Genomic DNA, 22530 nt, shown 5'->3' on the forward strand with positions numbered 1-22530 from the left:
AACGCGTTCATCCTTGGAGGGATGTATGAATAGCACAATTAAAATTCCATCTTGCTTATTGCTTGCAGCCGTACTTGCAGGCTGCGGCGAAGAAAGCTCTGTCAACGTAAAAGAGGCGCCACTCCCCCCTATTCAAGGGGTTTTTATAGATAGCCCTGTCGCCGGATTGACCTATAACAGCCCGTCTGTGACAAACGGTAAAACGGACAGTAATGGCCAATTTGATTATTTCCGTGGTGAAGCGATCACATTTTCTATTGGTGAGCTGACATTTCCAAGTGTCGCGGCCAGCAATGTTGTCACTCCACTGAGCGTATTCTCTACAGACACCGTATTTCATCCTGCTGTAATCAATAGTTTGCGTTTATTGCAGTCGTTAGATGTGGATGGTGACACCAGTAACGGTATTACCATTAGTGACGCAGCAGCACAGGCTGCCGTAATGGAATTAGCCCAAGGACAAACACCTGCAGAATTCTTTGCCAGTGACGATTTTGACGAAAAGGTAAATCAATGGCTTGCTAACGCTGGGGGAGCAAATACCAGCTTAGTGAGTGCTGATACTGCCATTATGCATTTTGTAGATTTTATTTTTGAGCAGTATAACAGTACACAGCCTCTCGCCTTCACTCCTGCCGACTTCACGGGAACAATTTATAACCCCGTTGTAAAAGGGGCAAAAGCGAGTATTGAAATGTGGCAGTTTACACCCAGTGAAGAAGGAGCAAGCACGGGGTCATTCACTAAGCTTGTCGATGGGAATGAAACGCTTGTTGGCAGCTATGAGTTTCAGTTTGGTAATCGCGTTTTAGTATTAACAACCAGTGAAGGTGATACACCGACTAAGCATTATTTAATTTCTCGCTCGCACAACACTGTCAATAATACCTTTAGTGTGTGCTCTACAAATGATGCAGCACAGCTTGCAACATTAGTACTTAGCTGTGATAACAACGATGATGCATACGACAATATTTTAGCATTTGATGAACAGCAAGCCCAAAATGAGTTGGTAAAGCTTAGTGAACTTGCTGAACAAACCGGTCTTGCGTTAAACGAAGAATTCGATACCGACACTGATACATTCTTCTCATCCAGTTATAAAAGTCTCTCTGATGAGCAAGGAAGTGGGCCTCTTTATTTTAAATCTGGCGGCAGTGCCATTATCAATGAATTGGGTCAGCTTGTTTTGGAAGGTGACCGTTTCACAATCGGTAATACCCTACCTGGTAAAGAATCATCGCCAAGCGATACAACGGGTGTGGGGATATACAATTTAAGCGAAGGCTTCACTATTAGCTTTGACGTTATTAGCCATAATGGTGCAGGCTCTCTTTCTTTATACGTTGATAACAATACAACAAGCCAAAGTAACTCTGTGCATGCTGATGCATCAAAGTTTTATGGAAAATCGATTGATGAAACCAACCTGCCTGTCGGACAACGCTTCTCTTATACTTATATACCTGGGCAAGATGTTAATACAGGAACTGAATTAACGCACCCAGATGCACGCGGTATCCTGAGCGCAGATATTAAAAACTCTTACTTTCAAATCAGAACCGATTCAGCCGCTTTATTAGTCATAGATAATCTAAAAATAGAAACAGTTGCGACAGATGTGCCAGAAGTTGAGCCTCCTGTTGAACCGCCAATTGATCCACCTGCAACAGGTGAGATCCCCACTGTTGAACTGCCTTACACAAACGATTTTACGACTGTTACTGGTGATATTTTTTCTGTCGACTATCAAAAAATAGTTGATAGTCAAGGTAATGAAGTTCCGATGTTTTCAAAAACTGGAGGATCCGTCACCGTCGTGGAAAACGGCTTAGAACTGGACGGGGGCCGATTCACTTTGGGTAATACCACTGCGGGCGTGGAAACCAGCGAAAATGATACAAACTCAACGGGGGTATTTGATTTATCAAGGCCTTACCAAGTCGTCATGGATATTGTCAGTGCTAGCGATCCTGAAGGTGACAACAAGTTCCAAATCTATGTCGACAACAATACATCAAGTAGCTCTAAATCGATGCACGGTGGTGAATCTCGTTTCTTCAACAAGTTAATCAATGACTTAGTTGTTGGCGAAACCTTAGTCGTACCCGGAAAACTCGCTACCAAGAACTCTTTTTTACAATTGCGTACCGAGACAGGCGGTAAAGTAGTGATTAATAATTTACGCATTGAGTACGTTGAAGACCCAAGTATCTTTAAGTGTTCAGATGCACCTGAACTGTATTTTTGTGATGATTTTGAAAGTGGTGATTTGAGCAACTGGAAAATTTTAGCAACGCCTACTAACGTAGACGGTGCCATGGGTGAATTCGATATTTTAAATATCAACGGTAATAATATGATGCGATACACCGCAGGCAACGCAGGCGGTGAACTTATTTTAGCCACAGACGAAGCAATGCAAAATATCCCACAAACAGGTAATTATTTTGTAGAAGCGAAAATTCGTCCTCGTCAAAACAGTACAACAGCAAACAAACAGTTGTACATGATGGCCCGTTATCAAGATACAGGAAACTGGTACGGTGGCGGTTTAAATGTGCAAAACTCATCTAGTAGCACGCGAGTAGAAGTTGCTGTCAGCACCGAGGGCTCTATTGCACGCCCTGTTCAGGCAAGTACACCTATTTTACTCGGCGAAAAAGGGGGCACAGAAGACGGTGTTTGGTACACCACCCGTTTTGAATTAATCAATGATCAATTAACCATTTACTTAAATGGTGAAAACTTAGGCTCAGTGAGTGATACAAATTACAGCGCACGTGGGCTAATAGGTTTATTTACTAATAACCGTTCATTTGAATTGGATGACTTAAAAGTTGGCGATCCGACTATCAAACCCATTCAACTCACACTGGATTACAAGGACCCTAACTGGGACACCTCAACGACAGCTGAACCATTAACAATTAATGTCACCGCCATTAAAAATGATGGGGTAACAATTGATGAATTCACAGTGACTTCAACTGATGACAAAATTGTCAGTGTCGATATCAATGGGAGTGTAATTACTCTCACCCCAATGGCGGCCGGTAATGCCACGATTACGTTCGTCTCTGGTTCTGATAGTACCATAACCCGAACAATAGAGGTGAGTGTGGCTGAAGGGTTTGTCATGCCAACAACTGACTATGGCGACTTAACTGGAAAGTTATTTCCTGAAAAAAACAGTGCCAATCAATTTATTGATACGCAATTTAGCCTTACATTTGATAATGAACCAAGTTTAGGCGCTTTAGGTGAAGTACGTATTTATAAAGTCAGCGATAACAGTTTAGTCGATACCCTTACCGTTGGTAAAAACATTGACCACATTGGTTTTGCTGGACAAGCTAAAGTTCGCTCTGTTTACTACTATCCACTACAGCTAAATGGGAACACGCTCACCATTAAACCACGCAATAATACCCTTGAGTATGGACATACATACCGTGTTGTAATTGGTGATGATGTCGTGGTTGGTGCAATGCTAAATGGTCAAGAATTTAGTGGCCTAGGTGATAACAGTCAATGGGACTTTGTCACTAAAGTAAGCATGCCTGCAGGTAATCAGCTGCTCGTTGATGATGAAGGTGCGGCAGACTTTAGAACTGTGCAAGGTGCACTTAATTTTGCTATGCAGTACTTGGGCAAAGATGAGCACACCACTGTCTCCATAAAAGACGGCATCTATAACGAACTGTTATTTTTACGCGATAAAAACAACCTCACTATTCAAGGTGAAAGCCAAGAAAACACCGTTATTCAATATGAGAATTACGAGTCTATGAATGGCGGCACGGGTGGCAGTGCACCTATTAGCACAGGAATACCTAACGGAGGTAGAAGTGTGTTTTTAGTAGAAGGTGTCGACATGCTGACCCTTAATAATCTCACCCTTAAAAATACGCATATTCGTAATAAAGTGGATTCAAACCAAGCAGAAACTATTTATTTCAATAGCCCGTACCGCCTAGTTGCGAACAATGCCCGCTTTAAAAGTGAACAAGATACCCTCCTGTTAAAAGGATACTCATGGTTCTACAACACGCTTGTTGCAGGGAATGTTGATTTTATTTGGGGTTACCCAACAACGGCGTTATTCGAGAGTTCAGAGATCCGTACAATCGGTGATTCAAAAGACGGTGATCCTTTAACTGACTCAGCGGGTGGCTATGTTTTACAAGCGCGTGTACCTGTAGAAACAGACCCTGGTTTTATTTTCTTGAATAGTCGATTCACACATGGTCCTGGCCCCATTGGCAATGATGTTTTAGATAACTCAACATACATTGCAAGAAGTGGAGGCAGCGATACATACTTTGATAATATAACCTTAATAAACAATAGGTTTGATACACATATCGCTAAAATTGGCTGGGCTGTTCAAGGTGTAAATAATCAACCTGCTCCTAACCCTAGCGTTGCCACAGCAACCAGTGGTTGGCGCGAATATGGCAGTATGGATTTAGACGGTAATCCACTTGATTTATCTGAACGCGAAGGTGGCTATATTCTTTCAGATTCAGAAGTCAGCGAGCTGCTAGACCGCGAAAACATTTTTGCAGATTATAACGACGGTCAAGGATGGAGTCCAAAACCACTTGCTATTCCTCAACTACCGGATGAGCCTGTCAGCATTGCGCCAATCAATCCTAGTCGAGGGTTTGCAGGGTATAACTATAATATCACCGGAGGTGAAGGCGGTACTGTTGTTACTGTTGATAATGGGGCTTCATTAAAAGCAGCCCTAGCACAAGCGAAGTCTTCAGCATCCGCTATTACTATCTATGTTGATGGTGTAATCACAGATGCTAACAGTGGCGGTGATAATAAATCTATTGAAATTAAAGATATGAATAATGTCTCAATTATCGGTGTGGCTGATAGAGGTGAGTTTAATGGGATTGGCATTGCTATTCGCCGCGCTAACAACATTATCATCCAAAACTTAAAAATTCATGAAGTACTCACTGGTGGTAAAGACGGAATTTCAATTGAAGGTGATGAAAACGAAACAACAGCAAACATTTGGATTGACCATAATGAGTTGTATTCTTCGCTCTCCGTGGATCAAGACTATTATGATGGCTTAATTGACTCTAAGTCGGGTGCTGAGAACATTACCATTTCTTACAACTATATACATGATAGTTGGAAAACTTCATTACATGGCCATAGTGACAATGACGACAGCAGTAATAAAAACCGTCATATCACCTTCCATCACAACCGCTTTGAAAATATTGTCTCTCGGGTCCCTTTATTTAGGTTCGGTAATGGTCATATTTTCAATAACTACTATAACAATATCACTTCAAGTGCAATTAATTCACGTATGGGAGCTGAGCTACACATAGAGAATAATTACTTTGAAAATACCAAGAACCCTGTGGTTTCTTTTTATTCAGCACAGATTGGTTATTGGAACACATCAGGTAATTATCTAGGCGAAGGCATTACATGGAGTGATGCGGCAGATGGGGATGTACGAGCAGAAGTGACTGAAAACGGCATGACGCCAACCAGCTCATATAAAGCACCTTATGAATATACGCTTACGCCTGTAATGGATGTTAAAGCACATGTACTTGCTCATGCAGGTGTTGGTAAGCTGGATCAAAGTGATTTAAACATTCCTGATATTCAGTCTCCAACGGAGCCTCCTATACAAGAACCACTTGGATTGCCTTTTACTGAAAACTTCTCTGCTGCTAATACTGATGAGTTTTTTAGTAACAGCTATCGTGATATTTCAGGAGCTGCGGGTAACGAACAAGCGCTGTTCTACCGTGTAACAGGTAATGTTGACGTCGCTGGCGGACAGTTAACAATGACTGGCGCTAGAATTAGCATTGCTAACACAACCCCAAGTACCAGTACGACAGGAAATGACACCGAAACAACAGGCTTGCTTGATTTATCAAACAACTACCAAGTAACGTTCAAAGTTGCAGCGGTGGCTGGAAACACAGCCAAAAACTTTCAAATTTATGTCGATAACAATACTTCGGGTAGTAGCAATTCAATTCATGGCACTGCGTCTAAGTTTTATTCTGTGCCGCTGTCTGACTTAACAGCAGGCCAAACTTATACTGTGGATGGACTCGTTGCAACCAGCACTTCATTCATCACCATAAGAACGGAAAGTGAAGCGACTATCACATTGGATGAAATAAGCATTCAATAGTGCATTTCGCATTACGCTATAAACCTCGCAATTGCGGGGTTTATTTTTTTATAAAGAAAATTTGATAAAAATAGACAAGTATATTGAAAGGAAATGGCGGTGACGGAGAGATTCGAACTCTCGATACGTTGCCGTATACACACTTTCCAGGCGTGCTCCTTCAGCCACTCGGACACGTCACCTAAAGCGTTAACTGATTAACGCGGCGTTATAGTATGAAAACAACCCTACATACGCAAGGGGTTTTTAAAATAGCTAACTTAAGTGGCTAGTAAACAAACAAAAAAGGCAAGGTATGTACACCTTGCCTTTCATTTCTATCGCAACAATTCTTAGCGTTGTAGTGTCGCAGAGAACTCTAACATGCGATTAAGCGATTTTAACGCGCCTTCGCGTAAGTCCATATCAACAAACACTTCTTTGCCTTGTGGGTCTGTTAGGGCTTCTTCAATCGCTTTTAAGCCGTTCATAGCCATCCACGGGCAATGTGCACAGCTTTTACATGTTGCGCCTTCACCGGCTGTAGGTGCTTCAAAGAATTCTTTCTCTGGGCATAACTGCTGCATTTTATAAAAAATACCGCGGTCTGTCGCCACGATGAACTTTTTGTTGTCCATGGTTTGCGCAGCTTTAATTAGTTGGCTTGTTGAACCAACAGCATCAGCAAGGGCAACAATCTCAGCAGGTGACTCTGGGTGTACTAACACCGCTGCATCTGGGTGTAGGGCTTTCATGTCCTTTAACGCTTTGGTTTTAAACTCGTCATGAACGATACACGCGCCATTCCACATAATCATATCGGCACCGGTATTCTTTTGAATATAAGAACCAAGGTGCTTGTCTGGACCCCAAATGATTTTTTCGCCTTGCTCATCTAAGTGCTCAACGATTTCAAGCGCACATGATGAGGTAACAATCCAATCGGCACGTGCTTTTACCGCCGTAGAGGTGTTAGCGTACACCACTACTTTACGATCTGGGTGTTGATCACAAAACGCAGAAAACTCTTCAATTGGGCACCCTACGTCTAATGAACAGGTCGCAGCCAAAGTTGGCATTACAACTGTTTTGTTTGGCGTTAAGATTTTTGCTGTTTCGCCCATAAAACGCACGCCGGCGACAACAATAATATCCGCATCGTGTTTAGCACCAAAACGTGCCATCTCTAACGAGTCGGCCACACAGCCGCCTGTTTCTTCAGCAAGTGCTTGAATTTCAGGATCCGTATAGTAATGGGCAACAAGAACTGCATTCTTGTCTATTAGTAATTGTTTAATACGTGCTTTGTACTCAGCTTGCTCATCTTTTGATAACGGCGCTGGCTTTGGAGGAAAGATATAATCCTCAGGCATAATTTGTTCAGCTAGACTCATTTCTCGACCACTTAGTCCACAGTGCATTCATGGCGCGAATTATACGAGAATATAACTCTAAAGAACAGTATTGCTGAGTGCTGTTAAAGATAATTAAGGGATAACTTAGATAAAAAAGATAAATTAAGCGTGGTGGGTCATGATGGACTTGAACCATCGACCAATGGATTAAAAGTCCACTGCTCTACCAACTGAGCTAATGACCCGCTCTGATATGTAATGCGTAAATCCGCCGATATGCATGACCATTCAAAAAGAATGGTGGGTCATGATGGACTTGAACCATCGACCAATGGATTAAAAGTCCACTGCTCTACCAACTGAGCTAATGACCCGCTCTTGATATGTGATGCGTAAATCCGCCGATATAAATAACCATTCAAAAGAATGGTGGGTCATGATGGACTTGAACCATCGACCAATGGATTAAAAGTCCACTGCTCTACCAACTGAGCTAATGACCCGCTCTATTACTTACTAAAAGCTATACGTAAATCCGTCGATTTTAGATTACCATTCTAGAAAGAATGGTGGGTCATGATGGACTTGAACCATCGACCAATGGATTAAAAGTCCACTGCTCTACCAACTGAGCTAATGACCCGCTCTATTGCTTATTAAAAGCTGCGTAAATCCGCCGATATTAACAGTACCATTCAAAAAGAATGGTGGGTCATGATGGACTTGAACCATCGACCAATGGATTAAAAGTCCACTGCTCTACCAACTGAGCTAATGACCCGCTCTGCTGCTTATTAAAAGCTGCGTAAATCCGCCGATATGTAACTGTACCATTCAAAGAATGGTGGGTCATGATGGACTTGAACCATCGACCAATGGATTAAAAGTCCACTGCTCTACCAACTGAGCTAATGACCCGCTCTGTTACATTATTAAAGCTGCGTAAATCCGCCGATATCTAAAAGTATACCATTAAAAATAATGGTGGGTCATGATGGACTTGAACCATCGACCAATGGATTAAAAGTCCACTGCTCTACCAACTGAGCTAATGACCCGCTCTTTTAGCCGCATTTTGGCTGTTGTTACCAATCGCCTGCTGCGGGCGCTTATAATACTTATTTAAATGCTGAGTGCAACAGAAAATATCTCTTTTTTTAAGTTTTTATGTCTAGTTGCCTAATTTTAGACCGCTTAAGTCAAAAAGCAGTCTAATCAGGTCAAATCTACAGTTGCGACAGACGTTCTGTGGCTAATTTAGCAGCGGTTGTACTTGGGTACTGATTAATTAAATCATTAAAGGTTTTAAGGGCTTGTTCGCCTAAACCTTGATCAACAAGTAAGTTGCCTAACTTCAACATAGCATCAGGACGTTTATTCGAATTCGGAAATTCATTCACAACCACTTTAAAGTGTTTAGTTGCAGCAGCGGGATCGTTTTGAATTGTTAAAAGCTGCCCTAACCAATAATGCGCGTTTGACGCATACACTGAATTTGGATAAGTCGTTAAGAATGTTTGGAACTCAGGTATTGCTTGCTCATAACGCTTATCTTTCATAATTAGCGCCACAGCACGCTCATAGGCTTCATTTTCAGATAAGTCTGAGCTGATAGTCTGTGATGCATTTATATCTGTGTAAGTATTCGTTGGCTGAGTTGCTGCCGCAGGCTGAGAATAGGCCTGACTAACGCGATTCTCAATTTCTTGATAAAGCTCACGTTGACGTTGGAGCACTTTTTCAAGCTTATAGCTTTGCTCTTCAGTAATGCCACGAACCTGACTCACTTCGTCTTGTAATATATTCAACTGCTGCTGAAGCTCAGCTTGCAATAAATTACGTGACTTCATCATGTTTTCTAATGCGATTAAACGCTTCTCTATGCTCGATTGCGAGCTTGCAGCTTCTGAAACAGGAGCGGGAGCAGCCCATAACTGGGTGCTCCCGCTTAAGATCATTGCTGCCAAAATAATTTTCGGCTTCATAATGTCTCTTTCTTAGTAAACTAATACTGCGCGACGGTTTTTAGCGAACGCTTCTTCAGTGCGAGATTTAACCATTGGCTTCTCTTCACCATAGCTCACTACCGACATTTGGCTAGCAGAAACACCTAAGCTTTGTAGATATTTTTCTACTGCTTGACCACGGTGCTCACCTAATGCGATGTTGTATTCAGGCGTACCGCGCTCATCTGCGTGACCTTCGATTAGTACTTTAACTGAAGGGTTTTGTACTAAGAACTCAGCGTGTGCTTGTAGAAGCTCAGCGTATTTGCTTTGGATTTTAGCGTTATCAAAACCAAAGTAAATGATTTGTTCTTGACGTAACGCTTCGTATTTTTCACGAAGTGCTTCTTCAGCTTGTTGCTCTGGAGTAAGCGTTGCAACTTCAACTGTATCATTGTTGTTTGCTTGCTCAACCGCACCTTGGTTTGTTTGGTTTGCAGCACCTTCGTCAACACCTGAAGAAGAGCTACATGCTGCTAAAGTCATCACTGGCACAGCAATTAGCAGGCCTTTTAAAGTTTTATTAAGTTGCATTGAATTGATTCCTATATTGAGTAAACCAGTAAAATTACTGTAAATAAGGCGACCAAGCCGGTGCCTTAACTTGTCCGTCTAGCACAGGTAAGCGTGCTTTAAAGCGACCATCCATAGAAACTAACGCTAACACCTGTTTATTATTATGAAGCGTGCTGTAGATAATCATCGAGCCATTGGGTGCAATACTCGGCGATTCATCTAGGCGTGTTCTCGTTAATACTTGGAACGCACCTGTAGCTAGCTCTTTCTTAGCAAGATGGTATTGACCGTTTGTACGGTTCACCATCACTAATTCTTTTCCATCCGGTGAAACCGAACCTGCTAAGTTCATGTCACCATCAAAGGTCATTCGTTTTGACCTACCTGTTTGCAAATTTAACTTATAAATCTGAGCATTACCACCCCTTTCAGAGGTAAACACGATATCTTGACCATTTGGAAACCATGATGGTTCAGTATCTATACTGCGGTGATTTGTAAGTCGAGTTTCTTTGCGTGTTGCAAGGTCTAATAAGTACACTTCTGTTGCGCCATTACGGTCTTTTGATAGCACTAACAGTAGTTTTTTACCATCAGGAGAAAACTGAGGCGCACCATTAATACCAGGGTGACTGGTAATTAGTTCGCGTTTTCCTGTATATAAGTCTTGAATGTAAATTTGGCTTTGGCGATTTTCAAACGTTACATACGCTAACTTAGTCCCATCTGGCGACCACGCTGGTGACATAAGCGGCTCTTTAGAGCGAAGCAACACTTGCTCATTAAAGCCATCATAATCAGCAACCACCAATTGATAAGGTTTAGCGTCATTTTCACGCACAATGACATAGGCAATTTTTGTTAAAAATGCGCCTTTTTCACCCGTAAGAGCTTCGTAAACCACGTCGCTGATACGGTGTGCGTACCGACGAAAACCATTTTCACCAATAACACTTTCTCGTGCATCTAAAATATGATCTTGGCTTTTAACCAACTTACCGTTGCTCATTAATTGTGTTTCGCCGCCCGTAATTTGGCCACGAATCACATCAATAAGTTCATATTTAACACGGTAACGGCCATTAGGTTGTTGCTCTACCTCACCCACTAACACAGCCTCGACACCTTTATTAACCCACGCGCCGTAATCAACATCTGAATCTTTAGCAGGAAGCTGAGGCATGGTATTAACGTCGATCGGCTTAAATTTTCCGCTGCGCATTAAATCGGCAGCAATCACTGAACTTAACTTTTCAGGGATAGGACCCACACCTTGATATTTAAAAGGCACAACCGCAATTGGGCGCGCACCATCGATACCATCGGTGATCACGATTTCTAATGCAGCACTGGCAATGCCATGAAAGCCCAGTAATACAATAAAACATGCTGTTTTTATCTGGTTAAACATATCATTCCTTTAAAATTGAGGCGCTATTGTTAAATTAATATTTTTTAATTGCTCAAATACTTCACGATCTGGTGAAACAGGTAGCGTGTCAGCCATACGCACTGCGCGCATCGCAGCTTCGCACACTAACGTATCTCCACCCAATGATTTAACTTGGGTCACCAAACCATTAAAGCCAAGGCGAATATTAAGGCGACATTCTTTGCCTTTCATCTTCTCATCTTTTAAGAAGTTTTGCTGAATACGCGCCATAATTAACGCTTTATATTTCTCAACTTCGCCAACAACCTGCTGCTGACGCACTTTATCACGTGCAGCCTGTTCTGCAGCCAGTTGCTCTTGGAGCATTTGCTCTTGCAATGCCTGCTGACGCTTACGCTCTGCTTCAGCCTCTTTGCGTTTACGTTCAGCTTCAGCTTCTGCAGCTTTACGCTTGCGCTCTTCTTCCGCTTTTTTCAATGCTTCTTCTTCGGCTTTACGCTTCTGTGCTGCGGCTTTTGCTGCTGCTTCGGCTTCTTGCTTTTGTTTTTCAGCTTGCTGCGCTTTAGCACGTTCTTTCTCTTGAATTTCACGCGCTTTCTTTGCTTGAGCTTCAGCTTCGGCTTTTTCTTTCTCTTTCGCACGACGCTGCTGTTCTAATTTTTTCAGACGGCGGTCTTCAGCTTCACGTTGCTTACGCGCGTCATTAGCACGACGCTCTAAATCACGAATACGTTTTGCTTCTGCTTGCTTTTTAGCTTCTTCTTGCTTTTTTAGCTCGGCAATCTTTTGCTCAACCTTCTGCTGATCAACCGTGACGGCTGACACCGCTTTTTCAGGCTCAGGTAATGCAGGGTTTAAAGTCACCTCCATTACTTTTGGTGCTGGCATATGAAAATTGGCTGTCGCCACTAATAAACCTGCAATTGCCAAGTGCAAAAGAACTGATTTTATTACTGATGCACCCATAACTAGCCTTTATTCCCCTCAAACGATTCGGTCATAAGGCCAACTGAAGGCACCCCTGCATTTTTAAGAAAATCCATTAACAACAGTACTTCTTGATAAGATACACGACCTGAACCTTTGATCATAACCGGAGTATCGGGATTTTTTTGCAACTGTAATTTAATCACAGCAGCGACGTCTAATGCTTCCATCGGTGCTTCTGGGTCAGTGCCGATACTGACATAATACTTACCTTCAGCGTCAATTGACGCAATGATAGGCGGTGTATCTTTTGTATCGACAAGATCAGATTCTTCCATTTTTGGCAAATCTACTTTCACCCCATGAGTAATTAATGGGGCTGTTGCCATAAATATAATAAGTAGTACCAACATAACATCAATGTAAGGTACTACGTTTATCTCCCCTACTGGGCGACGTTTTTTACGCTGATACATTCGCTTTTGCCTCTATTTGCGTAGCTGCTTGGCGGTGTAAAATATTGGCGAACTCTTCCATGAAGTTAATATAATTACCTTCCAGCTTTTCTACTTTATTTGCAAAACGGTTGTAAGCAATAACGGCTGGAATTGCCGCAAATAAGCCCATTGCAGTTGCAATAAGTGCTTCGGCAATGCCCGGTGCAACCATTTGTAATGTAGCTTGTTTCACTTCACCTAGTGCGATAAATGCATTCATGATACCCCATACAGTACCAAATAAGCCGATATAAGGACTAATAGAACCAACGGTCGCCAAAAACGATAAACTAGATTCTAATTTTTCAACTTCACGCGACAAAGCAACACGCATTGAACGATGCGTGCCTTCCATAACGATACTGGCACTTTGGAACGTATTTTTTTTGTGGCGTGCAAATTCTTTAAAACCGGCAACAAAAAGAGCTTCAACGCCCGAAGCTCCGCCTGGGCGGGCAGACACTTCATTATATAATTTACTAAGATCAACACCTGACCAGAACTTTTGCTCAAAACGCTTTGCGCCATTTAATGCATCAGAAATCGCTTTTTTACGTTGAAAAATAATTGCCCATGACATGACCGACATACCCACTAATGCCAACATCACTAATTGGACAAGTACACTGGCTTCTAGAATAAGATCTAAAAAGTTAAGCCCTGATCCCACGTTAAACTCCTAAAATAGATTTCTATATAATTTGTTATATTTTTTACACTTGCATTTATTGACCACAAACTTGGCCAAAAGTTACATCTAGTGTATCTAGTCAATAATGAACTGACAACGCTCTTGCTGTGAAATAGCGGCAAATAACGGTGAAAAGCACTCAGCTTAGCTATTTTTTGCTCACAATCCTTTAAAAACTTATTTTTGCTATGTTTTCACTGCAAAAATGAGTACCACCATTAGGCAACTAAAAATATAGCAAAACCTCATAAAACACGGCGTTTATTCATATTTTACGCATAAACACCCAAAACATGTTTTGCAAATCTACTACAGAATACTTAAACTAATCCTGAACAATGTTTGTTGATATTATAAAAATCATTTTATTCATAAACTTAAAGTAAAAACACTCAATAAGTGAACAAAAAGAAAACAAACCAACAAATCACTCACATTAGTTTTTTTTATCTGAAAATTAAATTTTTCTAGTTTGAAGAAAAATCCACCATTGCGTATCATTTCCCCATACCGAGCTGCAACCTTTGAAAGTTTTTTCATTAAGCTCCGTTTTTTGCAATATGAAGTTTCGTATTGCACTTGGTTGACTTAAACAGGATAAAACCTCTTTAAGAAAACCGTAGTTCCCTGGATTACTTCCTTCAACTTGTTGTTTGCCCGCATGCTTATGCGGGCTTTTTTTTGCCTGCACAAACGTCAATGAGAATACCTACAGATAACTTAACAGCATGTGAATTACAGATGTTAAAATGAGACCATCAATCGTGGTTTGTGGTTTGTGGTTTGTGGTTTGTGGTTTGTGGTTTGTGGTTTGTGGTTTGTGGTTTGTGGTTTGTGGTTTGTGGTTTGTGGTTTGTGGTTTGTGGTTTGTGGTTTGTGGTTTGTGGTTTGTGGTTTGTGGTTTGTGGTTTGTGGTTTGTGCAAAATAAATCCACATTAACCTAAGGCAAGCTTTTTATATTTAATCGCTACAGTAACCCCCGCTCGATCCACCTTCTAATATCTACCTTCTAATATCTACTTTCTAGTATCTACTTTCTAATATCTAAAAACTAAAAACCCCGCTAAGCGGGGTTTTGTTATTTATCTGGGGTAAGACCAAAATGAAGGTAGGCAATATCAGAAACGAGTCGCCCTCTGGGCGTGCGTTGAATAAATCCTTGTTGAATTAAAAATGGCTCAATGACATCTTCAATAGTCTCTTTTTCTTCGCCAATGGCAGCCGCTAAGTTATCGAGACCAACAGGGCCACCCATAAACTTTTCAATGATGGCAAGAAGGTATTTTCGGTCCATGTAATCAAAACCGCTTTTATCAACATCGATCATATCAAGTGCTTGTTCAGCGACTTCGGCATTTACTTTACCGTCTGATTTAACTTGCGTGTAATCTCGTACTCGGCGCAAAAGTCTGTTTGCTATTCGTGGTGTACCGCGTGAGCGTTTAGCAATTTCAACGGCGCCTTCGTCACACATGATTAAATCTAAATATCGAGCAGAGCGGGCAACAATTTTTGATAAATCTTCAACCGAATAAAACTCTAAGCGTTGCACAATGCCAAAACGATCTCGTAATGGCGATGTTAACGAGCCAGCACGCGTTGTAGCCCCTATTAATGTGAAAGGCGGTAAATCGAGCTTAATTGATCGTGCCGCAGGACCTTCACCAATCATAATATCGAGTTGATAATCTTCCATTGCGGGGTAAAGTATTTCTTCTACTTGTGGACTTAAGCGGTGAATTTCATCAATAAACAGTACATCGCCTTCTTCAAGGTTAGTTAATAGCGCGGCTAAGTCGCCCGCTTTTTCAAGAACCGGCCCTGAAGTCGTTTTAATGTTTACATTAAGCTCATTCGCTACAATATTAGCCAGTGTTGTTTTACCCAAACCCGGCGGACCAAAAATGAGTAAATGGTCTAACGCTTCACCACGATGACGAGCGGCTTCAATAAAAATTTCCATTTGTTGCTTAACATGCGGCTGGCCTGTGTAGTCGTTTAATAGTTTTGGACGTATTGCACGATCGACACTGTCTTCATTACTTTGTTCACTCGCATCAATTAAGCGATCTGCTTCAATCATGGTGTACTCACAACATTGACTTTAGAGCTTCTTTAATAAGAACCTCTGTTGTCATACCTGGTTTATTTACAGCTTTAACCGCTTTTTGCGCTTGCGGTAGTTTATAGCCTAAAGATTCAAGTGCTGAAACAGCATCATCCGCAGCATTATTCGCTACTAGCGTATCATTACTTGCAGGCTCAATAATGGCATTATCGCTAAATGGTGTGAATAAGTCATTACCCCAATTTTTTAGCCTGTCTTTCATTTCAAGTACCAAGCGCTCTGCAGTCTTTTTGCCCACCCCAGGCAGTTTAACCAAGGTTGTCGCATCTTCATTGTTAACACAACTAACAAACTGCTGCGCCGACATGCCCGACAAAATGGCAAGGCCAAGTTTAGGGCCTACCCCATTTGCTTTTAACAGCTCTCTAAATAAAGCACGTTCAGTTTTATTATTAAAACCAAATAATAACTGTGCGTCTTCGCGAACAACAAAATGAGTATAAATAACCGCTTGTTCACCCACATTGGGTAAATCATAAAAACAGGTCATTGGCATTTGCACTTCGTAACCGACACCACTTACCTCTATAAGTATTTCTGGTGGCTGCTTTTCAACAAGTAACCCGTTTAATCGACCTATCATATTACTTCCTTAATCGTCCTCTTACGGTTTTGCTCGCGCTGCCCGCAAGTTTAATTAAATTTTGTTCTGAGTGAGCATGGCAAATGGCAATTGCTAACGCATCGGCAGCGTCGGCTTGCGGGGTTCCCGGCAGTTTTAGAATATTTTTAACCATATGCTGTACTTGCGATTTATCGGCACCACCATTCCCCACGACCGCCTGTTTTATTTGTCTGGCTGAGTACTCAAATACGGGCAACTCTGCCATTGACGCACCGACTATGGCGGCCCCTCGGGCTTGACCAAGTTTGAGTGCTGAGTCAGGATTATGTGCCATGAACACTTTTTCAATGGCAAAATTATCCGGCGAAAACTGTTCAATTAACTGGCTAACACCTTGATAAATCATTTTTAAGCGTATAGGAAAGTCGTGATCAGCAAGCTTTATACAGCCACTCCCTAAATAAGTAAATTTAGTACCTTGGTGGGCTATTACCCCATAACCTGTTAATCGTGAACCAGGATCAATCCCTAAAATAATCGCCAACTAACTGACCCATCTATAAAATCATCATCTGCATTTAATAATGCCAGAGCACTGTATAAATTACCAGTAACTAATTACAGTTCATAAAAAATGCCCGCAATTGCGAGCATTTTTTAAACATCGTCTTTATCCTAGCGACCGCAGTAAACCTTGAGTATTTTTTCGCATAGTGCGCGCTATCATTAAATACCCTAAACACGCAACAAATAACCCACCTGCTGCAGGGCCTATTAACCAAATATGTGGATGCAACTTACCTGCTAATTCGAACATTTGTTTTTGTACAATTAACAAAGCAACATCACTGACAACAGCCGCGACTAAACCGGCCGTAAAGCCTAATAATAAAAATTCATACAAGGTCGCGTTTTTAATTAATCGCCCTTTAGCGCCTAGCGTACGCAAAATAACAATTTCTTGCATACGCTCACCTAGGCTGGCTTGCACTTGCGAAATAAGCACTAAAGCACCACACGCAACAACAATCGCGAGTACAAAGCCAATCGCTAACGATACTTGCTCTATTGTTGAGCGTATTTGCTTAATAAAGCTTTCAACATCAATCGCATTCACCGTTGGGTATTGACGTAATAACTCACTAAACTCTCGCTTTTGATCTTTATTTACACGCACCGATGAAATGTACGTCGCAGGGAAACTTTGCAGCACATCGGGGCTCAAAATAATAAAGAAATTCGGTTTTAAGGTGTTCCAATTTACTTTACGTACACTGGTAATTTTGGCATCGAATGACTGAGCGCCAATTAAAAAGGTGAGTGTATCGCCCAACTCTACATCTAAACGCGCTAACATTGACTCTTCTAATGACGCCTCTGCCACTGAGCTCTCGGTAAACCATGTACCGTCAATTAACTCATTTTGCTTGGGTAGCTCAGCGCGCCACGTAAGATTTAACTCTCGGCCAATACCTGAACGTGCTTCTTCATCTTTTTTCTCATTGTCTTCTAATGATACCTCACGAGCCACCAGCTCACCATTAACGGCATTAACACGACCACGAACAATCGGGTAAAAATCTGACGTAGGCATGTCACGCTCTGCTAAAAACGACGTGATAGGTTCAAGCTCAGCTTCTGTTATATTCACTAAAAATGAGTTTGGCGCATCGGCTGGCAATTGTGACTGCCAATCTGAAATCATGTCGTTTTTAAGTACGATTAAAAACAACAGTAATTTAATAGCAAGCGCAAAGCTTATAAGCTGCACCGCATTTACGTTCGCTCGCTTTTGAATTGAAGCAATCGCTAAAGACCAGCTATTACCAGGACTTAAGCCTAGCTTACGACCCCCACCAAAAATAAGCTTCGATAGACCAAATAGCACCACGATTAAAAACGCTGTTGAGGTAAATAAAATGGCCGTAATTTTAATGTTATTACTGAACAACCACATTAACAAAAACACCGTTAGCGCCGACATTGCAAGGTGAATTTTGCTCACTAATAAACGGTCACCCAAGTTGCGACGAAGTACACGCAATGGGGGAATATCAAATAAATCCAGCAGCGGCTTAATCGAGAACATAACGGCACAAATCACGCCTGTACTGACTGCGATAAGCCAAGGTTTTGCCGATGCGCTTGGCAGCTCTGTGCCCATTGACTGAGCAAGGTAATCACTGGCTATCATTTGTAAAGAATAACCAATAACTAACCCCAAAATGACCGACATTGTGCAAACTAAACTTAAATGTAATAAGTAAATTTTACGGATAGTTGCCCTACTGCCGCCAAGAGTTTTCATCATTGCGACTGGGTCATATTGCCTTTCACAGTAGCGTTTTGCCGATACCGCAATTGCCACTGCCGCTAAAATGATACCTAACAAACCTGCCAGTAATAAAAAGCTCTCCGCTCTATTTAAGCTGTTCGCAATAGGTGATTGCCTGTCTTTAACACCATACCACTGTTGGTTTTCTTTCATTTGGGGTTTAAGCCAAGCATAAAAGGTGTCTAAGTCACTTTGCTCACCAGCATACAATTGACGATAAAACACGCGACTCCCCGGCTGGATCACCTGTGTCGCGTCTATGTCACGTTCATTAATTAAAATGCGTTGACTACTGGAAAAAACATTAAAAGGAGCATCGGGTTCTTCGGCAACCACTCGACTTGCTGTAAACGTTGCAGCGCCCAGCTCAACTTGACTACCAACCTGAATATTAAGCGCATAAAACACTGACTCACTAAGCCATACTTCACCCATTTTTGGCACTTCGTCAGTAACAATAGCATCTGAAGTTAAGCGTGTTTTTACTTTAAGTTCGCCTTTTAATGGATAACTATCAGAAACCGCCTTTACTGAGCCAAGTTGCATTTCGTCACCTGCAAATAGCATGGTATCGAAATACGTAATTTTTGCAGTGCGTAAGCTCTGTTCCTGCGCTTTTTGCAAATACTCTGTTGGTAACTGATGATTACTGGCCAACACACGATCCGCAGCGATAAAGGCACTACTTTTTTGCGCAATACTTTGACCAATTCGGTCTGTTACCATAGAAAGTGTTAATACAGTGAGCACAGCCAAAGCAATAGCCGCACTGATCACCGTTAATTCACCCCGTTTAAACTCACGTGAAAACAGTTTAAGTGCTAACTTAGCCCACATTCGCTTGCACCTCTTCGCTCTCTTTTACTGTTACTAATTGACCTGCTTCAATGTGTAAAATTTGTTGGCATTTTTCAGCAAGCTGTTCATCATGAGTTACTAAAATAAGCGTGGTACCGTGTTCTTTATTCAGTTCAAAAAGTAAAGATTCTATCAATCTGCCATTTTTGCTATCAAGGTTTGCAGAGGGCTCATCCGCGAACAAAATTTTAGGCGTACCAATGAATGCACGCGCAATTGCAACACGCTGTTGCTCACCACCAGAAAGTTGCGAAGGATAATGCCCCACACGGTGGCTAAGACCCACTTTTTCGAGTAACTCTAGGGCTTGTTGTTTTGCATTTTTACTACCAGCAAGCTCTGCCGGTAGCATCACGTTTTCAAGCGCGGTTAAACTTTGCACAAGCATAAAAGACTGAAACACAAACCCCACTTTATCAGCGCGTAATGCCGCGCGGGCTTCTTCATCTAAATCGTGCAATGCAGCGCCGTCTAAATGAATGCTGCCACTGGTTGACTGGTCAAGACCTGCTAATAAACTCAGTAACGTAGACTTACCCGAGCCCGATGTGCCAACAACGGCCACAGAATCGCCCGACTTGACATTAAAGCTGATGTCACTGAGGATGGTTAGGTCACCCTCCACTGTGGTGACTGTTTTAGTAAGTCCATTAACTTGAATAATGTTTAATTGAGAAAGCGCTGACATATGATGCATCCAATCCTACGTTTTATATTCGTTTTACTGTTAGTAATCAAACCACTTACGGCAGCAGCTGACAACACAATTTTAATTTTAGGTGACAGTTTAAGCGCCGCTTACGGCCTCAAACAAGAGCAAGGTTGGGTTAAATTGTTACAAGATAAGTACGATGAAAAAAGCCAACCTGTTAACTTAGTTAATGCAAGCATTAGCGGTGAAACAACTGGCGGAGCACTTAGACGACTCGATACCCTGCTAGCCGAATTTGAACCCACTCATGTACTTATTGAGCTTGGTGGAAATGACGGTTTACGTGGTTTTCCAATCAAACGTTTACACGCTAACTTACGTGATTTAATTAACAAAAGCCAACAAGCAGGTGCCAAAACTGCCGTGATGGAAGTTCAGATTCCACCAAATTATGGCCCCCGCTACACTAAGTTATTTACCGACAGCTTTGAAAGTATTGCCAATGAAACCGACAGCGAACTTATGCCATTCTTTATGTTAGACATAGCAGGTCGCCCGGAGCTCATGCAAAACGACAATTTACACCCAAACGCTGATGCCCAACCATTAATACGTGATTTCATGTATAAAACGATCAATGATTGGCTAGATTAACACCTAGCCTCTGTCTTTATTGCTTAAAATGAACAATAAACAAGCAATCAGACCACAGGTGTATTGATTTTTATAAAAAAAGACGTACTATTGCCTCAAATGTCGGCATATAGCGCAGCTTGGTAGCGCACTGTCATGGGGTGTCAGGGGTCGCAGGTTCAAATCCTGCTATGCCGACCATTTTCCTCCCCCCACTGTATCTCTAATCGCTTTCTTTATTGCGTTGCAGTTTAAACTCAGTGAATATTTGGTTCACATCTACTTTTGCGCCTAACTTTGCAGCGATTAAAAACAACCCTACTAACTTCCTGTGTACGAATAGTGCGTCAACTGGTGGTGCATGCCAGTATTGCGATGCAGTGCTCATTTCAAGACCGAGTTCTTTGATGCGTTTTGGTAAATCGCTTTTAGCGAAATCGTACTCGCCTTGGCAGCTAAGTGGCTCACACGCGAGTAGAAAAATATCGACAACGTTATCAATGTATTCTTGCGCTAGTTCTTGCCCAAAATACCCGATACGCTTGGCTGCTGCTGCAACTTCTGCTCTGTCATTTTTGGCGGCTGCAGATAATAATTGCAAATAACCATTGCTTATATGTTGTGGTAATTCACGCGTTGCGCCAAAGTCTAATAACACTAAACGCTGCTGGTCCATTTGATACTGATAGTTAGCAAAGTTCGGGTCTGTTTGTATCAGCTTAAAGGTAAATAGCTCATTCAAAAACAAACGCAGTAACTGTTCTACCGCTTTGTTTCTTAACGCTTGCTGTGCATCTACAAGTGCCTCTATCTCTTGCCCTTCAACAAAATGCATGACCAGTATCTGCTTTGAGCTGAGCTCATCAACCACTTTTGGAATAACGTAGTTTTCATCATCGGCTAAGCAAGCGCGATAACGTGTTAGGTATCGTGCTTCAAGCTCGTAGTCTGCTTCATTTATCAATTGCTGTTTAGCTTCATCAATAAGGGGTTGCAGGTCCACATTTTTTGGGAGCAAGCCACTTATTTTGAGTAGATAAGCAAGGTTATCAACATCACTGGCAATCCCTTTTGCAATGCCTGGGTATTGAACTTTCACCGCCAGTTTTTTCCCCATTTCAGTGTAGGAAATATGCACTTGCCCTATCGACGCAGCAGCGAACGGCCGTAATTCAAAGTGCGATAAGTGCTCTAGCCACGCATCCCCCCAGTGGTTGCGCATTACCTGTACGAGCTGTTTGTGTGGCATAGGTGTCGCCTCAGCACGTAACCGAGCGAGAATTGCCGACAATTCGGGCGTAAGTAACTCACCACTGTCCATCGACAACAGTTGGCCCAATTTCATCGCGGCACCACGTAAATGGGCAAGCTGCTCGGTAAGACGCTGAATATTCTTAGGCTGTAATAATAATTCTTGACGAGAGGTTTCCTTGCCAGCGACCCATGCTTTTGCGCTTGAAAACAGCATATTTCCCGCCACTTTCGAGACTAAAGCACCAAGGCTTGCAGCCCTTGAAAACCTTGATGTAGGCACTGCACTTTGTTTAATAGTCATAGCGTGTCACGTATTTTATGTATCATGTTTTAAATACGTAAGTAAAAGAACTTTAGATCCCCTTTGTATTGAGCTTTAACAATGTATGTAATTTTAAACGCGACACAATACACGCTATAAAAATCAATTAACTTGTAGTGAAGATAAAAAGTGATTTCGTCATTTATCACTCAAACTACGTCATTTTAAGCCACTAAATTGAGGCGAAAATTGGAAAATTTCTAAGTATCGACAATACTTTATTAT

Annotated in this window: 16 protein-coding genes and 9 tRNA genes; 3 read left to right on the forward strand and 22 right to left on the reverse strand. The window is 41.8% G+C overall.

Going from position 1 to position 22530, the window contains the following annotated elements; genetic code table 11:
* Positions 1 to 25: 25 nt before the first annotated feature.
* A complete protein-coding gene (locus D0907_RS09595) occupies positions 26 to 6193 on the forward strand; it encodes a pectate lyase family protein (protein WP_118844391.1) in 6168 nt (2055 codons plus the stop codon).
* Positions 6194 to 6287: 94 nt separating this feature from the next.
* On the opposite strand, the gene D0907_RS09600 is transcribed toward D0907_RS09595, so the two are convergent.
* The 21 genes from D0907_RS09600 to D0907_RS09705 all read right to left on the reverse strand — a co-directional run bounded on the left by D0907_RS09600 (position 6288) and on the right by D0907_RS09705 (position 20132).
* Positions 6288 to 6375 (reverse strand) — tRNA-Ser (locus D0907_RS09600).
* A gap of 150 nt (positions 6376 to 6525) precedes the next feature.
* Positions 6526 to 7566 carry a quinolinate synthase NadA gene (nadA, locus tag D0907_RS09605; RefSeq protein ID WP_036967789.1) on the reverse strand — a complete coding sequence of 347 codons (1041 nt, stop codon included), beginning with the start codon at positions 7564 to 7566 and terminating at the stop codon, positions 6526 to 6528.
* 130 nt (positions 7567 to 7696) lie between these two features.
* Positions 7697 to 7772 (reverse strand) — tRNA-Lys (locus D0907_RS09610).
* Positions 7773 to 7825: 53 nt separating this feature from the next.
* Positions 7826 to 7901 (reverse strand) — tRNA-Lys (locus tag D0907_RS09615).
* A 53-nt stretch (positions 7902 to 7954) separates the two neighbouring features.
* A tRNA-Lys gene (locus D0907_RS09620) sits at positions 7955 to 8030 on the reverse strand.
* Positions 8031 to 8094: 64 nt separating this feature from the next.
* Positions 8095 to 8170: transfer RNA gene (locus D0907_RS09625), tRNA-Lys, on the reverse strand.
* A gap of 62 nt (positions 8171 to 8232) precedes the next feature.
* Positions 8233 to 8308, reverse strand: a tRNA-Lys gene (locus D0907_RS09630).
* 61 nt (positions 8309 to 8369) lie between these two features.
* A tRNA-Lys gene (locus D0907_RS09635) sits at positions 8370 to 8445 on the reverse strand.
* A 64-nt stretch (positions 8446 to 8509) separates the two neighbouring features.
* Positions 8510 to 8585: transfer RNA gene (locus D0907_RS09640), tRNA-Lys, on the reverse strand.
* Positions 8586 to 8753: 168 nt separating this feature from the next.
* Positions 8754 to 9512, reverse strand: coding sequence for a tol-pal system protein YbgF (gene ybgF / locus D0907_RS09645; RefSeq protein WP_036967786.1), 759 nt, complete (start codon positions 9510 to 9512; stop codon positions 8754 to 8756).
* A 12-nt stretch (positions 9513 to 9524) separates the two neighbouring features.
* Entirely contained in the window at positions 9525 to 10067 is a 543-nt protein-coding gene (gene pal / locus D0907_RS09650) for a peptidoglycan-associated lipoprotein Pal (protein ID WP_036967784.1), read from the reverse strand.
* Between the two features lie 34 nt (positions 10068 to 10101).
* Positions 10102 to 11460, reverse strand: a complete 1359-nt coding sequence (gene tolB, locus D0907_RS09655; protein WP_036967780.1) for a Tol-Pal system beta propeller repeat protein TolB — start codon at positions 11458 to 11460, stop codon at positions 10102 to 10104.
* 9 nt (positions 11461 to 11469) lie between these two features.
* Complete coding sequence (tolA, locus tag D0907_RS09660; protein ID WP_036967778.1) at positions 11470 to 12408, reverse strand: cell envelope integrity protein TolA; 939 nt, start codon at positions 12406 to 12408, stop codon at positions 11470 to 11472.
* 2 nt (positions 12409 to 12410) lie between these two features.
* Positions 12411 to 12845, reverse strand: coding sequence for a protein TolR (gene tolR / locus D0907_RS09665; protein WP_036967776.1), 435 nt, complete (start codon positions 12843 to 12845; stop codon positions 12411 to 12413).
* Positions 12832 to 13536, reverse strand: a complete 705-nt coding sequence (tolQ, locus tag D0907_RS09670; protein WP_036967773.1) for a protein TolQ — start codon at positions 13534 to 13536, stop codon at positions 12832 to 12834. Before tolQ ends, tolR begins: the two co-directional genes overlap by 14 nt.
* A gap of 478 nt (positions 13537 to 14014) precedes the next feature.
* The gene (locus D0907_RS09675) at positions 14015 to 14257 is read right to left on the reverse strand and encodes a hypothetical protein (protein ID WP_036967770.1); all 243 of its coding nucleotides are present in this window, start codon (positions 14255 to 14257) and stop codon (positions 14015 to 14017) included.
* A gap of 379 nt (positions 14258 to 14636) precedes the next feature.
* On the reverse strand, positions 14637 to 15641 hold the full coding sequence (gene ruvB / locus D0907_RS09685) for a Holliday junction branch migration DNA helicase RuvB (protein ID WP_036967767.1): 1005 nt from the start codon (positions 15639 to 15641) through the stop codon (positions 14637 to 14639).
* 7 nt (positions 15642 to 15648) lie between these two features.
* Positions 15649 to 16269 (reverse strand): Holliday junction branch migration protein RuvA, encoded by a 621-nt coding sequence (ruvA, locus tag D0907_RS09690; RefSeq protein WP_036967766.1) that lies wholly within the window; start codon positions 16267 to 16269, stop codon positions 15649 to 15651.
* 1 nt (position 16270) lies between these two features.
* A complete protein-coding gene (gene ruvC / locus D0907_RS09695) occupies positions 16271 to 16795 on the reverse strand; it encodes a crossover junction endodeoxyribonuclease RuvC (protein WP_036967765.1) in 525 nt (174 codons plus the stop codon).
* 126 nt (positions 16796 to 16921) lie between these two features.
* A complete protein-coding gene (locus tag D0907_RS09700) occupies positions 16922 to 19423 on the reverse strand; it encodes an ABC transporter permease (protein WP_118844392.1) in 2502 nt (833 codons plus the stop codon).
* Entirely contained in the window at positions 19413 to 20132 is a 720-nt protein-coding gene (locus D0907_RS09705; RefSeq protein ID WP_036967761.1) for an ABC transporter ATP-binding protein, read from the reverse strand. Before D0907_RS09705 ends, D0907_RS09700 begins: the two co-directional genes overlap by 11 nt.
* Between D0907_RS09705 and D0907_RS09710 the strand changes: the two genes are divergently transcribed.
* Both D0907_RS09710 and D0907_RS09715 read left to right on the forward strand, forming a co-directional pair.
* Positions 20133 to 20750 carry an arylesterase gene (locus tag D0907_RS09710; protein WP_065978522.1) on the forward strand — a complete coding sequence of 206 codons (618 nt, stop codon included), beginning with the start codon at positions 20133 to 20135 and terminating at the stop codon, positions 20748 to 20750. It abuts the gene before it with no gap.
* A 103-nt stretch (positions 20751 to 20853) separates the two neighbouring features.
* Positions 20854 to 20930, forward strand: a tRNA-Pro gene (locus tag D0907_RS09715).
* Positions 20931 to 20952: 22 nt separating this feature from the next.
* Here D0907_RS09715 and D0907_RS09720 read toward each other — a convergent pair.
* A complete protein-coding gene (locus D0907_RS09720) occupies positions 20953 to 22284 on the reverse strand; it encodes an ABC1 kinase family protein (RefSeq protein WP_118844393.1) in 1332 nt (443 codons plus the stop codon).
* Between the last annotated feature and the right edge of the window lie 246 nt (positions 22285 to 22530).

This window comes from Pseudoalteromonas lipolytica (assembly GCF_003515105.1).
Lineage (GTDB): Bacteria > Pseudomonadota > Gammaproteobacteria > Enterobacterales > Alteromonadaceae > Pseudoalteromonas > Pseudoalteromonas lipolytica.